Source organism: Zobellella denitrificans, assembly GCF_002237365.1.
GTDB lineage: Bacteria > Pseudomonadota > Gammaproteobacteria > Enterobacterales > Aeromonadaceae > Oceanimonas > Oceanimonas denitrificans.
In genome coordinates this window covers 1-14606 of the sequence record NZ_NMUO01000099.1, presented here as the reverse complement: position 1 = coordinate 14606, position 14606 = coordinate 1, and the positions used below count along the sequence as shown (strand labels likewise).

10 protein-coding genes are annotated in these 14606 nt (G+C 67.4%); 6 read left to right on the top strand and 4 right to left on the bottom strand.

Annotation, left to right across the window (positions count from 1 at the left end; translation table 11 throughout):
* Together CGX12_RS16470 and tamA are read right to left on the bottom strand one after the other, a co-directional pair.
* On the bottom strand, positions 1-1684 hold a 1684-nt coding region (locus CGX12_RS16470), incomplete at its 3' end, for a translocation/assembly module TamB domain-containing protein (protein ID WP_497045692.1).
* Positions 1681-3396, bottom strand: coding sequence for an autotransporter assembly complex protein TamA (gene tamA, locus CGX12_RS16465; RefSeq protein WP_094040937.1), 1716 nt, complete (start codon positions 3394-3396; stop codon positions 1681-1683). The genes CGX12_RS16470 and tamA, both read right to left, overlap by 4 nt.
* Positions 3397-3550: 154 nt before the next feature.
* Here tamA and mobB point away from each other — a divergent pair, with 154 nt between their 5' ends.
* Entirely contained in the window at positions 3551-4096 is a 546-nt protein-coding gene (mobB, locus tag CGX12_RS16460; protein ID WP_094040936.1) for a molybdopterin-guanine dinucleotide biosynthesis protein B, read from the top strand.
* Here the strand turns inward: mobB and CGX12_RS16455 are convergent.
* On the bottom strand, positions 4047-4613 hold the full coding sequence (locus tag CGX12_RS16455) for a peptide-methionine (S)-S-oxide reductase (protein ID WP_254918324.1): 567 nt from the start codon (positions 4611-4613) through the stop codon (positions 4047-4049). The genes mobB and CGX12_RS16455 overlap by 50 nt on opposite strands.
* A 499-nt stretch (positions 4614-5112) precedes the next feature.
* Between CGX12_RS16455 and CGX12_RS16450 the strand changes: the two genes are divergently transcribed.
* The 4 genes from CGX12_RS16450 to CGX12_RS16435 all read left to right on the top strand — a co-directional run bounded on the left by CGX12_RS16450 (position 5113) and on the right by CGX12_RS16435 (position 12737).
* A complete protein-coding gene (locus CGX12_RS16450) occupies positions 5113-5871 on the top strand; it encodes a sulfite exporter TauE/SafE family protein (RefSeq protein WP_094040935.1) in 759 nt (252 codons plus the stop codon).
* Positions 5872-5909: 38 nt separating this feature from the next.
* Entirely contained in the window at positions 5910-7643 is a 1734-nt protein-coding gene (locus CGX12_RS16445; protein WP_094040934.1) for an ABC transporter transmembrane domain-containing protein, read from the top strand.
* Positions 7633-9411 carry an ABC transporter ATP-binding protein gene (locus tag CGX12_RS16440; protein WP_094040933.1) on the top strand — a complete coding sequence of 593 codons (1779 nt, stop codon included), beginning with the start codon at positions 7633-7635 and terminating at the stop codon, positions 9409-9411. The genes CGX12_RS16445 and CGX12_RS16440 overlap by 11 nt, the downstream gene beginning before the upstream one ends.
* 200 nt (positions 9412-9611) lie before the next feature.
* On the top strand, positions 9612-12737 hold the full coding sequence (locus tag CGX12_RS16435; protein WP_094040932.1) for a transglycosylase domain-containing protein: 3126 nt from the start codon (positions 9612-9614) through the stop codon (positions 12735-12737).
* Between the two features lie 47 nt (positions 12738-12784).
* On the opposite strand, the gene CGX12_RS16430 is transcribed toward CGX12_RS16435, so the two are convergent.
* Positions 12785-13813 carry a metal-dependent hydrolase gene (locus tag CGX12_RS16430; protein ID WP_094040931.1) on the bottom strand — a complete coding sequence of 343 codons (1029 nt, stop codon included), beginning with the start codon at positions 13811-13813 and terminating at the stop codon, positions 12785-12787.
* 94 nt (positions 13814-13907) lie between these two features.
* Here CGX12_RS16430 and CGX12_RS16425 point away from each other — a divergent pair.
* Positions 13908-14606 (top strand): nicotinate-nucleotide--dimethylbenzimidazole phosphoribosyltransferase (locus CGX12_RS16425; protein WP_094040930.1); only part of this gene is annotated, 699 nt, incomplete at its 3' end.

The window sequence follows — 14606 nt, the reverse complement described above, 5'->3', positions numbered from 1 at the left end:
GGCTGGCCCGGACCTCGGGGGCGGCCAGCTCGCCGCGCACCCGGATACCGCCGGCCAGGTCACCGAACAGGCCAGGGGCATACACCGCCAGCGCCGGGGCCTGCAGCTCGGCGTCGAGCTGCCAGCGTTCGGTGATGGTGCCGTTGACCGTCAGCCGGTTGTTGCCGTTGGCCAGCACCAGTTGGTCGAGGGTACCCTGCAGATCCTGGTTGAGGCTGAGTTGGCCCTCGAGCGACAGCGGATAATCCCGCAGCTGGCCGTGGATATCGGGGCTGGCGTCCAGCTGCCATTGCTCCCCGCGCAGGGTGAAGCGGGTGTCGAGTTCGCCGTTGAGGCGGCCGTTCAGATCCGCCACGAAACTGCCCGGATCCACCTCCTCGAGCACCAGCCGGCCCTGCCAGTCGATGCCCTCTTCCCAGCCGAGTCGTCCCTCCACCCTTCCCCCGCCTTGTGGCAGGCGCAGCGCCAGGGGCGCCAGCGCCAGGCCCTGCAGATTGCCCTCGCCCGCCAGTTCGATACCGATGGGCGGCAGCTCGGGGCCCTGCGCCTCGGCGGCCAGCCGCAGCCGGTAATCCTCCAGGCGGCCATCCAGGGTCAGCCGGCCCTGCTCCAGGCGCCATTCCGGCTCAGCCAGGGGCCAACCCAGCCGCTGCCAGTCCAGGGCAAGCTCGAAGGGCAGCGCCGGGTCCAGGGGCTTGGCCTGCAGCCGGGCCCGGGCGGCGATCACCCCTTCCAGGCTGAGCTCGGCGGACAGCTCGGCCAGGCTCTGGCGCAGCTCGAGATCCAGCCGCTGGCCCGCCAGTTGCCCTTCCAGCAGGGGTTCGTGCAGGGTGGCCGCAAGGCCGAGTTCAAGGGGATAGTCCCCGCTCAGGGTGATCTGGCCGGCGGCCTGCAGATCCGCCAGCTCGTGGGACAGCTCCAGGCCGTGGATATCGAGCCGGCTGCCCTCGCCTTCCAGCGCCAGTTGCAGGCGGTGCAGGGCCTGTACTTCCTCCCCCTGCACCAGGCGGCTGTCGGTCAGGCTGAACCGCTCGAGCTTGAGGGGAAAGGGCAGCACGATTTCCGGCAGCGCCAGCGGCGATCGGTCGGCGGTGGCGGCGTCGGTCTCAACCGGTGCCGGCGCCACTTCATCCTCGCCCGGCAGCAGGGTCAGGGTCAGCCCCGCCATTTCCGGGCCGGTGATCACCATGCCGTCGTCGTCCCACTGGGCCGCCACCAGCAGGCTGTCCCAGGCGACGGTCTGGCCGGGCAGCTCGATGCGCACCCGATCGGCGCGGATCTCGTCCAGATCGATGCGCAGCGGCGGCGTCAGATCCAGCAGCGGCTCCGATGCCTCCTCCTCGTCGCTCCCCTCGGGCAGGGCGGTGATGCGCACCAGTATGTCGGCCGCGTCCAGCCGTTGCAGCCAGAAGCGGCCATCGAGCAGCTTGCCGAGCTGCCAGTCGAGGGTGACGGCCCGGGCCGAGAAGGCCAGGGAGTCCTGCTGGTAGCTCAGCTCGGAAAACTGCCAGCCGGTGCCCAGTTGGCCGGCCACCAGGGTGCCGTCGAGCCCCTGCACCTGGCGCTTGGCCAGCGCCCACAGCCACTGGTTGCCGGTATGGGTGAACAGCAGGCTGACCAGCAGCATCAACAGCAGGGCGATGGCGGCAATGGCACCGAACAGGCTTCGTTTCAACCAGATCATAATTCAGGCCCCAGGGTAAAGTGCAGCCGCCAGGGGGTGTCGTCCTCCGACACGCCAAAGGCCAGGTCGAGGCGCACCGAGCCCACCGGGGTCAGCCAGCGCACGCCCACGCCGGTGCCCACCTTCCAGGCGTCGTTATAGTCGTTGGTGGCGGTACCGGTGTCGACGAAGGTGGCCAGCCGCCACTTTTCCGCCACCTTGTAGTCGTATTCCAGGCTCAGGGCCGTGGTGTACTTGGCGCCGGTGCGATCGCCGTTTTCGTCGCGGGGGCTGATGCTCTCATAGCCGAAGCCCCGCACCGTGAGGTCGCCACCGGTGAAGAAGCGCAGCGACGGCGGCAGGTCCTCGACCTCGTCCACCCAGACCGCGCCCTGCTCGGCCCGGGCGATGACGCGCTGGTTGTCGGACAGGGAGCGCAGCCACTTGCTGCGGCCCCAGGCCCGGATAAAGCGGGTATCGGAGCCCCACCAGGGCTCGGACAGCTCCAGGGTGATGCGCTGGGAATCGCCCCAGTAGGGGTCCAGTCCGCCGCGCGCCCGGGTCCGGCTGTAGGACACCCCGGGGATCAGCAGGAAGCTGTCGTCCTTCTGCTCGCCCTGGGTGTAGGACTCGTATTCCGAGCGGATAAAGACGTCCCGGGTCCAGTCGTAGGCGTTTTTGTCCCAGCGATGCACCGAGGCCACCAGGCGGTCGCTCTGGGTGTCGCGCTGATCCAGGCGCTGGTAGCCGCTTTGCAGGGTGTAGTAGTTGTCGAGCGGATGGCCGCGGGGGATCTTGTAGACAAAGCTGATGTCCTGCTTGGGCGCCGACAGCTTGAGGCTGGTGTTGACGCTGTGGCCCAGGCTGTTGATCCAGGGCTTGTCCCAGCTGACCGAGGTGCGCGGGCCCTCGTCGGTGGAAAAACCCACGCCCAGCTCCACCTCGTTGTCGGCCCTGGCGCGCAGCACCACCGACAGCGGAATATGGTTGTCCTCGTCCGCCTCGGCCACCAGGGGCAGCACTTCCACCTGGCGGAAATAGCGGGTGGAAGAGAGCGAGCGGCTGAGTTCGGCCACCCGGCTGGCGAGGTAGGGATCGCCCGGCCGGACATTGACCAGGGGACTGAGCAGCCGCTCCACCGGGCGATCGGTATCCACCCTGAGTTCGCCGAATTTGAAGCGGGGCCCGGAGTCGAACGACAGTATCACGTCGGCGGCGTTTTCCCAGGGATGCACCAGCACCTGGCTGCGCCGGTAGCGGGCATCGAAATAGCCGCGGGTCAGCGCCAGGCTGAGCAGGCCGGTCTTGGCGCTTTCATAGGTTTCGTGGTTGAGGATGTCGCCCTCGTTCAGCCCCAGGTTGCCGACCCGCTCCTCGAACAGGGGATCCGAGGCCGCGTCACCCTGCAGCAGCACCTCCAGCCGGCGGATGCGCACCGGCTCCCCCGCCTCCACCCGCACATTGACCCGGGCCGGATTGCGCGGGTCCGCCTCCACCTCTATCTGCGGACTGTAATACCCCAGCGCCTGCAGGCTGTCTTCCACCGCCGTCACTATGTCCTTGCGGAAACGGGGCAACTGCTCGGCCTGGATGGCCGGCAACTGGTTCAGGTAAACCCGGGTGTTGTCCGCCAGCTCGCCGCTCAGGCCCGACAGGCGGAAACTGATCTCCTCCGCCCGGGCCTGCTGGCCGAGCAGCATCAGGATCAGTATTCCCCATACAGCTTTGCTCATAGCGCAACCCGTTCACTCTGTGTTGTATCTGACAGTTTCTGCCGCAAGTCGTCGACTTACGGCACAACGTCGATTTTTATTGATCTTGTCGTTCGGTCCGGGCGCGCGGCCATGGCACACTTAAGCCCTTGTCAGTTCCATTGCGAAGCCCCTTATGTCCCGACTCGACAGCCCTTATGCCCTGCTGGGCCTGGCCGGTTTCAGCGGCAGCGGCAAAACCACGCTGCTGCGCCAACTGGTCGCCCTGCTGCGCCAACGCCGGTTGCGCATCGGTGTTATCAAGCACACCCATCACGACGTGGAGCAGGATACCCCCGGCAAGGACAGCTACGAGCTGCGCCACGCCGGCGCCAGCCAATGCCTGCTGGCCGGACCTCATCGTAGTATTCTGACCTATGAGAACCCCAAGGTACAGGAGCCTGATCTAAATGAATCCCTTTCACGGCTGAGCCTGGATCGGCTCGACCTGGTGCTGGTGGAGGGATTCCGCGAGGCGCCCATTCCCAAGCTGGAGGTGCACAGGCCCGCCCACGGCAAGCCGCTGCTGTGCCGGCACGACCCCCACATCCTGGCGGTGGCCACCGACGACCCCGGCCTGGAGGCCCCGGTGCCGCTGCAGGATCTGAACGACCCGCCCGCCATCGCCGACCTTATCGGGCAATGGCTGGCGGCAGGACGCCTGCAAGCGCCTCGGGATTGAGCCGCTCCCCCGCCGGGTAGCCGCAGGCCCGCCGGTAGGCGCCATAGAGCAGGGGATTGCGCTCGGCGTACCCCTGGTGCCGGGGCAGCGCCAGCGCGAAGGCGCCCACCGGCAGTATGCGCACGCCGAGCTCCCGCCCCGTTTCCAGCTCCAGTTTGGCCCGGCTCTGCTGGGCCCATTTCTGCTGCAGCGAACTCTGTACATAGAGCGCCGGGCTGTACTCGCGGCCCCTGTCGCAGAACTGGCCCTCGTCGTCGAAAAGGTCGACCGCCGCCCAGTAGAGGGTCAGCAGCTCGCCGTAGCCGATGAGGTTGTCGTCGTAGTGCACCCGCACCACCTGGCGGCGCTGGTGCTGGCTGCCGCTCTGCATCCAGCCGGCTTCAATCCGCTCGACCCCGGGCCGGCCGGCAAACAGCGCCTCCATCACCCAGAAGCTGCCACCGGCGAACACCGCCTGGGTCGCCCAGGCCCCGGGCGCCAGCAACAGCAGCCCTATCAACAGGATCTTTCCAGACACGCGCTTACCCAATCTCAATCCCCAATCTGCGGAATTATGCTAATCGATAAAAAGCGGATGGAAGCATTTTTTGCCCCTCTTGTCATTTCCGCCCTTTCCGGTACCAATCCAGAACGCCATATAGTTTAAAACTTAGGCCGTGGCGATTCTTGGGGCGCGGGCGGCCCGCCCGCATGAGGGTGGCACCGAGGTGGGCGAAGAAGGCACAGCCCAACCCGCAGCCTGCTCTGCGTTGAGCCTCTTTAAACCTGTGGTGTGGCAGGCCTACCCGAGGATTCGCGCTGCGCGCGAAGGCAGGCGGGCCGCCTGCGCCCCGCCAGCAAGGCGCACCTCTGCAAACGGCGGTGTTTTCCTGCCGGCGAGAGTGGCAGGGGTGGCACATGCTGGCAGCTTGATTTTTTAAACTATATGCCACTTTAGGGCATAATGAGTCCCACTGATTTTCACCCACCCGAGGCGGGCCAGGCGCCGGTACGGATGGCCCCCCGACGAGGATCCGATGACCCCGACCGAAGCCCTGCTGTTGCTGGCCGCCGGCGTACTGTCCGGCTTTATCAACGTGATGTCGGCGGGCGGCTCCATGCTGACGCTGCCGCTGCTGATGTTCATGGGGCTGGACGGCGCCACCGCCAACGGCAGCAACCGGGTGGGCATAGTGCTGCAGAACCTCACCGCCCTGGGCCAGTACCACAGGGCGGGCTTTCGGGATCTGCGCCTGGGCCTGCGGCTGTGCCTGCCCGCGGTGGCCGGCGCCCTGCTCGGGGCCTGGGTGGCGGTATGGCTGGACGAGCGGCTGTTCCAGTGGATACTGATCCTGGTGATGGCGAGCTGCGCCGTGCTGATGCTGCTGCCCGCCCCCGCCCACCTGCCGACCAGGCCCCTGGACGAGGGCCACCTCGGCCCCAGGGTTTATCTGGCGCTGGCGGTGATCGGCCTGTACGGCGGCTTTATCCAGGTGGCGGTGGGCATCCTGTTTATCACCCTGCTGTACCGGGTGCTGCGCATCGACCTGGTGCAGGTGAACCGGCTCAAGGTGCTGATCGTGCTGGTCTATATGGTGCCCGCCCTGGCCATCTTCGTGATCGGCGGCAAGGTGGCCTGGGGCTACGGCCTGGTGCTGGCCGTGGGCAGCATGCTCGGCGCCTGGTTCGGCGCCCGGCTCAGCATCAGCGCCAACGGGGTAAAGTGGATAAAATGGCTGACCCTGGTGATGATAGTCGCCATTATCGGCAAACTGGGCTTCGATCTGTGGTATTGAGCGGCTCCTGATAGCGGGATAAAGAGCGGGAAACAACCATGAAACTGTTCAGGCAACTGGCCTGGTTCTTCAAGGCCCACTGGCGCACCTACAGCCTGGCGCTGCTGATGCTGGCCACGGTGGCAGTGATGAACATGAGCATCCCCTACCTGATCGGCCAGGCGGTGGACAGCCTGATCGCCTCCCCCACCGGCGAGGCCGAGGGCCGGCTGCTGGTGCTCATCCTGCTGCTGGGGATCGCCATCTACGGCCTGCGCCTGGGCTGGCGCTGGATCCTGTTCGGCACCTCCTATCGCCTCGGCAACCTGCTGCGCCGCCGCTTCTTCGAACTGCTCACCCGCCAGGGCCAGGCCTTCTACAGCCGGCACAACACCGGCGATCTCATGGCCCGGGCCACCAACGACATCGACGCCATCGAGGTGGCCGCCGGCGAAGGGGTGTTGTCCGGCTTCGACGGCCTGCTCACCCTGCTGCTGGTGCTGGTGATCATCTTCGGGGTGATCGACTGGCGGCTGTCGCTGGTGGCGCTGCTGCCTTTCCCGCTGATGGGGCTGGCCTTCTACCGCATATCCAACCGCATCCACCACCACTTCAAGGCGGCGCTGGAGCAGTTTTCGGTGCTCAACGACAAGGCCCAGGAGGCCATCGCCGGGGTGCGGCTGGTCAAGTCCATGGGCCGGGAAGAGATAGAAAGCCGCCAGTTCGGCGCCATCGCCGAGGCGGCCGCCGAGCGCAACTACCAGGTGGCCCGGGCCGAGGCCCTGTACGAGCCGGTGGTGTTCCTGTCCATGTCCGCCGCCCTGCTGCTGACCTTGGGCTTTGGCGCCTGGCTTATCTGGCATGAGCAGTTGAGCGTGGGCCAGCTCACCAGCTTCACCCTCTATCTGGCCCAGCTGATCTGGCCCATGTTCGCCTTCGGCTGGCTGCTCAACATCGTCGAGCGCGGCAGCGCCGCCCTGACCCGGGTCGAGGCGCTGCTGGCGGTGCCCGACAGCGTCTCCGACCGGGGCCGCCACCGCCCGGAGGACGCCCATATCCGGGTGCGGGAGCTCGGCTTCCACTACCCCGAGCAGCGCCAGGCGGCCCTGAGCGGACTGAGCTTCGAGCTGGCCCCGGGCCGGGTGCTGGGCCTGGCCGGCCCCACCGGGGCCGGCAAGAGCACCCTGCTGCAACTGCTGATGCGCTACTGGGAAACCGAGCCGGGGCAGATCAGCATCGGCGGACACCCCATCGCCGACTGCCGCCTCGACGCCCTGCGCGGCCTGTTCGCCTATGTGCCCCAGGACGCCTTCCTGTTCAGCGCCAGCATCGCCGACAACATCCGCCTGGGCCGCCCCGAGGCGAGCCAGGACGAGGTGATGGACGCCGCCCGCCAGGCCTGCGTGCATGACGACATCGCCGCCCTGCCCCGGGGCTACGACACCCAGGTGGGCGAGCGCGGCATGACCCTGTCCGGCGGCCAGCGCCAGCGCCTGGCCATCGCCCGCGCCCTGCTCAGCCGGGCGCCGATACTGGTGCTGGACGACGCCCTGTCGGCGGTGGACGTGCACACCGAGCAGCAGATACTGCACCAGTTGCGCGGCCGCCGGGACCAGGGCTGCATCATCGTCAGCCACCGGCTGTCGGCGCTGGAGCACGCCGACCAGATACTGGTGCTCAACCACGGCCGGCGGCAGCAAGCCGGCCGCCACGGCCAACTGATCGCACAAGACGGCTGGTACAGCCGGATGTGGGCCTATCAACAGCTGGAGGCAGTGCTGGATGAAGCCTGATCATCTCCCCCAGGGCAAGGGCACCTTCGGCCTGCTGCTGGATTACGTCTACCGGGACAAGCGCCTGCTGGTGAAGGCCCTGCTGCTGTTGCTGCTGGCCACCGCCGCCGACGTGGCCGGCCCCCTGCTGGCCAAGGTGTTTATCGACGACTACCTGCTGGCGGGCCGGTTGCCGCTGTGGCCGGTAGCGGGGCTGGCGGCGACCTATGTGCTGGCCCAGGTGGCCGCCGCCTGGCTCAGGTACCAGCAGACCCTGCGCTTCACCGAGATGGCGCTGGCGGCGGTGCTGGACATCCGCCAGAAGGTGTTCGCCCATGTGCAGCAGCTGCCCATGGCCTTCTTCGACCGGGCCATGACCGGCCGGCTGGTGAGCCGGGTCACCAACGACACCGAGGCGATCAAGGATCTCTATGTGCAGTTTTTGTCGGTGGTGCTGACCAACCTGGTGCTGCTGGTGGGCATCATCATCGCCATGGCGCTGCTCAACGTGCAGCTGATGCTGGTGGCGCTGCTGCTGATCCCGGCGGTGATGGGGGTCATCTACCTGTACCAGAAGCTGAGCGGCGCGGCGGTGGCCGACAGCCGGCAGTTGCGCTCGGAGATCAACAGCGACATCAGCGAGTCCATCGCCGGCATGGCGGTGCTGCAGGCCTGCGGCCGCCAGCAGGCCGCCGCCGAGCGCTTCGAGCAGCTCAACCAGCGCTACTACGCCGCCCGCATGCGCACCATCAAGATCGGCGCCGCCCTGCTGCGCCCGGCCATCGACCTGCTCAGCGTGCTGGCCCTGCTCGGCATCCTGCAGGTGTTCGGCTGGCAGGTGGTCAACGGCGTGGCCGAGGTGGGGGTGCTGTACGCCTTTCTCAACTTTATGGGCCGCTTCACCGAACCCCTGGCCGAGATCACCCAGCGCTTCAACCTCTACCAGCAGGCCATGGTGGCCGGGGATCGCGTCTACCAGCTGATGCACCAGCCGGTGCAGCACTATGGCCGGGCGGCCGACCACATTCCCGAAGGCGCGGTCCGCTTCGAGCGGGTCGACTTCGCCTACCGGCCCGACAAGCCGGTGTTCCGGCAACTCAGCCTGGACATTCCCGCCGGCGCCTTTATCGGGGTGGTGGGCCACACCGGCAGCGGCAAGAGCACCCTGCTCAACCTGCTGCTCAGTTTCTATCCCCCCGGCGGCGGCGAGATCCGCCTCGACGGCCGCCCCCTGGCCGACTACAGCCGGGACGCCCTGCGCCGGGGCATCGGCCTGATCCCCCAGGAGCCCTTTATCCTGGCCGGCAGCCTCTACGACAACATCGACATGGGTCGGGGCCTGTCCCGCCGGCAGGTGGAAGAGGCCGCCCGCCAGGCCCACCTGCAGGAGCTGATAAACGGCCTGGAGCAGGGCCTGGACACCCGCCTGGGGGAGCGCGGCACACGGCTTTCCACCGGCCAGCGCCAGCAGCTGGTGATCGCCCGGGCGCTGGCCGCCTCGCCCCGGATACTGCTGCTGGACGAGGCCACCGCCAACGTGGACAGCGAAACCGAGCAGGTGGTGCAGCGGGCGCTGAAGGCCCTGCACGGCAAGGTGACCATGGTGGTAGTGGCACACCGGTTGTCCACGGTCAGCCAGGCCGACCGCATCCTGGTGATGGCCCACGGCGAGCTGGTGGAAAGCGGCAGCCACGCCGAGCTGATGGCCCTGCCCCAGGGCCGCTACCAGGCCATGTACCGGCTGCAGCAACAGGCCCGGCAGGTGGCGCTGGCGGAGCAGGAAGCCTGATGCCCCGGTGGACAAGTACTGTCGCCCGGGGATAAGCTGTCTCCGGCGTCGGACGAGGCGGAGAGCCCGCCCGTAAAGGCGTTCCGGGCGGTCGGGGCGGTTGCAAATATTTTTACGTCCACGGCCCCCAAGCAGCCCCGCCAAGCTACGCTTTTTATATAAGAAGCCCTGATACCGATAGTGGCGCTTAGGGGACCTTTATGGGCGCGATACAGCATGCAGAACACCCTCCCGTTCCATTACCCGAACAGGAGCCGGCCGCGGTGCCGGTAACCAAACCCGGCCCCCGACGCTGGCGGTGGGTGCTGTGGTTTTTTGTGCTGCTGTTGCTGGCGGCCTCGGGGGTGCTGGTGGCCTACGAGATGCGCACTTCCTGGCTGCAGGCCCGGGAAATCTCCCGCTATGCCCAGACCCTGACCTATTCCCTCGAGCCCGGCGCCACCCAGGCGGTGCGCTACCCCAGCCATGGCCCCTTCGATCAGCGCATGGGCTACACCCGGCTGCCGGAGCTGCTCGCCCGGCTGCAGCAAAACCGCTTCGTGATCGAGCAGCAGGCCCAGTTTTCCCCGGCCCTGCTGGAATATACCCAGCGCGGCTTTTTCACCCCCTATCAGGAAAAGACCCAGGCCGGACTCTTTATCAACGACTGCCGGGCCGAGTCCATCCACGACTACCGCTATCCCCAGCGCCACTACGAGCGCTTCGAGCAGATACCGCCGCTGGTGGTCAGCGCCCTGCTGTTTATCGAAAACCGGGAGCTGCTCAATAACGAGCAGCCCCTGGCCAACCCGGCGGTGGACTGGCCCCGCTTCGCCAAGGCGGCCATGTCCCAGCTGGGCCGGGCACTGGAGATACAGGACGACTCGGCCGGCGGCAGCACCCTGGCCACCCAGATCGAAAAATACCGCCACTCTCCGGGCGGCCTGACCCACTCCGCCGGCGAAAAGCTGCGCCAGATGATCTCCGCCAGCGTGCGCGCCTACCAGCAGGGCCCCGAAACCCTCGAAGCCCGCAAGGCGGTGGCCCTGGACTACATCAACTCGGTGCCCCTGGCCGCCGCCCCCGGCCATGGCGAGGTGCACGGCCTGGGCGACGGCCTGTGGATCTGGTTCGGCACCGAGCTGGCACGGGTCAACCAGTTGCTGGATCCCACCCAGAACAAGGACACGCCCCTGGCCGAGCAGGGCCAGGCCCTGCGCCAGGTGATGGCGCTGATGATCGCCCAGCGCCGGCCTTCCTATTACCTGTTCCGGGGCCGGGACGATCTCAACACCCTGACCGACAGCTACCTGCGCATCCAGGCCCAGGCGGGTCTTATCAACCCGGCCCTGCGCGACGCCGCCCTGGCCCAGAAGCTCAACTTCCGCAACTTCCGGGAAGATCCGGCCACCGTCTTTATCGACAACAACAAGACCCTGCAGGTGACCCGGGGACGGCTGGCCAGCCTGCTGGGGCTTTCCCTCTACGAACTTGACCGGCTGGATCTCTCCGCCAGCACCACCCTCAACGCCGAGCTGCAGCAGAAGGTGAGCGACTACCTGCACCGGCTGGCGGATCCGGAATTCGCCCGGGAAATCGGCCTGTTCGGCGAGCGCCTGCTGTCGCCGGAAAAAACCGCCGACGTGCGGTACAGCTTCACCCTGTTCGAGCGCGGCGCCGACAGCTTCGACGTGCGGGTGCAAACCGACAACACCAACCAGCCCTTCGACATCAACGAGGGCAGCAAGCTGGAGCTGGGCTCCACCGCCAAACTCCGGGTGCTGACCACCTACCTGGAGATCATCGCCGAGCTGCACCAGCGTTACGGCAGCAAGTCGGTCGAGAGCCTGCGCCAGCTCAGCCCCGACCGGCAGGATCTGCTCAGCCGCTGGGCCATCGACTACCTGATCCGCACCCCCGATCGCAGCCTGCCCCCCATGCTCAACGCCGCCCTGGAACGCCGCTACTCCGCCAGTACCGGCGAGCGCTTCTTTACCGGCGGCGGCATGCACACCTTCGGCAACTTCCGCCGGGAGGACAACGGCCGCAACCCCACCCTGATCGAGGCCCTGCGGGAGTCGATCAACCTGCCCTTTGTACGGCTGATGCGCGATATCGTGCGCTACAGCATCTACCAGAGCGAGAACCGCGCCCAACTGCTTGAAGACGACAAGGATCCGCGCCGCCAGGAATACCTGAGCCGCTTTGCCGACCGGGAAGGCCAGGTGTTTCTGCTGCGCTTCTGGCGCAAGTACCAGGGCAAGACCACCGAAGAGCGGCTGGACACCTTTTTCGACGGCCTGCGGCCGACCGCGGTGCGCCTGGCGGCGGTGCACCGCTACCTGATGCCCGAGGCCAGCCCCGAGGAATTCGCCGCCTTCCTGCAGACCCGGCTGCCCCAGGAGCGGCTGACCGAAAAACGCCTCGACGAGCTCTACACCCGCTACGGGCCCGGCGCCTACAGCCTGCCGGATCAGGGCTATATCGCCCGGGTGCACCCGCTGGAGCTGTGGCTGCTCAGCTATTTGCAGGAGTCGCCCGAAGCGACCTTCGCCAACGCGGCCGAAGCCAGCAAGGACGAGCGCCAGGAGGTGTACGGCTGGCTGTTCAAAACCCGCCACCGCAGCGCCCGCGACAGCCGGCTGCGCATCATGCTGGAGGTGGAGGCCTTTTCCGACATCCACCTGCGCTGGCAGCGGCTGGGCTTTCCCTTCGACCACCTGGTGCCGTCGCTGGCCACCGCCATCGGCAGCTCGGGCGACAAACCCGCCGCCCTGGCAGAGCTGATCGGCATCATCCTCAACGACGGCGTACGCCTGCCCACGGTGCGCATCGACCAGTTGCACTTTGCCGCCCATACCCCCTACGAAGCCCGCCTGGGCCGCCTGCACGGCCAGGGCCAGCGGGTGATGGACAAGGAAGTGGCGGCGGCCCTGCGCAATGCGCTCTCCCAGGTGGTGGACGGCGGTACCGCCCGCCGGCTGCAGGGCAGCTTCCGTCTTGAAGACGGCACTCCCCTGGTGCTGGGCGGCAAGACCGGCACCGGCGACAACCGCATCGAAACCGTGGGCCGCGGCGGCCAGGTGCTGAGCTCCCTGGCCCGCAACCGCACCGCCACCTTTGTGTTCTTCCTGGGGGACAACCACTTCGGTACCCTCACCGCCTATGTGCCGGGCCGGGAGTCGGACAAGTTCCGCTTTACCTCCGCCCTGCCGGTACAGGTGCTGAAAGGCATGGAGCCGATACTGCGCCCCTACCTGCAGCCGGGTGCCCGGAGCCAGTGCCAGCAGCAGCTGGCCGCCAGCCCCGAGCCGAAAGAGGCGGGAATGATAAAGAGTGAGGGGTGAGTGAGGAGTGAGGAGTGAGGAGTGTACATCCTCACGCCTCACGCTCTTTACCTCACCTGACTGGCCCACTGCCCCGGCGGCGGCAGGGGCTCGCCCAGGGCCCGGCGCCACAGCCAGTCCAGGGCCCGGGACAGTTCCAGCCGCTCGCTGAACTGCTCCGGCCGGACCAGGGCCAGCCCTTCCGCATGACGCTGCGCCACCACGAAGTTGAAGCTGTAGCGCGGCTCCTGGCCCATGCGCAGATCGGTGACAAACACCTGGCCGTTCCGTTCGCTCATCTTGAAAAACCCCTTGCTGAAGCGGGCGATGCGCGCCACATGGGGGTTGCCGGCCAGCGCGGGGTAAAGTTCCATGCCCCGCTCGTAGGCGGTGAACTCGGGCGCGGCCCCGTTGTCCAGCAGGGAGTAGAACCCCTCCAGGTAGCCTTCGGGGGTGATCACCAGGACCCGCCACAGCAGGGTATTGAAGGCGGTGGGAATGACCAGCCGCCGCTCCACCTCCACCCCCTGCGCCGCCAGCGCCCGGTCCACCGCCAGGCCGACCTGCCACTGGGCCACCAGGCTCCAGCCCAAATAGAGGCTGCTGAGCCAGAGCCCCAGCCGGTTGGCGCCCAGGCCCCGGGTACCGCGCCGCACCAGGGCCACCGCCAGTCCCAGCAGCAACGGCAAGGTATAAAAAGGGTCGATGATAAAGATGCTGCCCACGCCGAAAGGATAATCGGTAAGGGGCCGCAGCAGTTGGGTGCCGTATACCGTCATGGTGTCCAGCAGCACATGGGTCACCAGCACCAGCCACAGGGTCAGGGTCCAGGCCCGCCAGTGCACCCGCTGCCCCGGCAGGCGGCAGAGCAGCCAGGCGAACAGGGGCGAGAGCAGGCTGAGATAGAGCAGCGAATGGCTGTTGCCCCTGTGCTCGGTCATGTTGCTCACCGGATCGCCGTAGTCGATGAACACATCCAAATCCGGCAGGGTGCCAAACGCGGCGCCCGCCAGGGCGGCCTTGCCTACCCCGACCCGGCGGCCCATTACCGCCACGCCGACGGCGGCCCCCAGGGCCAGCTGCGAAACAGAATCCATCGTTCTCCCTTTATATCCGGTTATTGAAAGGGGCGACCCGATTGTCGCCGCTTTCTGGTAGCATACGGGGCCTGTGCCATGAGAACCCAACCCCATGCCCGATACCCTTATCCTGCCCGCCATTCCCGCCGTCGCCAACCCCGAACTGCAACGGGCGCTGCAGCACAAAATCGATCACAAGACCAAGCCCCTCGGCGCCCTGGGCCGGCTGGAAGCCCTGGCCCTGCGGCTGGGGCTTATCCAGCAGAGCCTGAGCCCGGTGATAACGGCGCCCCAGATCCGGGTGTTTGCCGCCGATCATGGCCTGGCCCGGCACGGGGTGTCGGCCTATCCCGGCGAGGTGACCGCCCAGATGGTGCACAACTTCCTGCGGGGCGGCGCCGCCATCAATGTGTTCGCCCGCCAGCACGGCATTGCCCTTAAGGTGGTGGACGCGGGCGTCAATGCGCACTTCGAGCCTCACCCGGCTCTTATCGACGGCAAAATCCGCCACGGCAGCCGGGATGCCCTGGCCGAACCCGCCATGAGCACGGACGAATGCCGCCGGGCGCTGCGCTTTGGCATGGCGCTGGTGGCGGACATGCCCGGCAACCTGCTGCTCCCGGGGGAGATGGGCATCGGCAACACCTCCGCCGCCAGCCTGCTGCTGGCCCGGCTGGGCGACTTGCCCCTGGCGCAATGCACCGGGCGCGGCACCGGCCTGGACGAGGCCGGACTAGCCCGCAAGACACAGATACTGCAGCGGGTGCTGGCGCGCCACGCCGACGCCAGCGCGCCCCTGGACGCCCTGGCC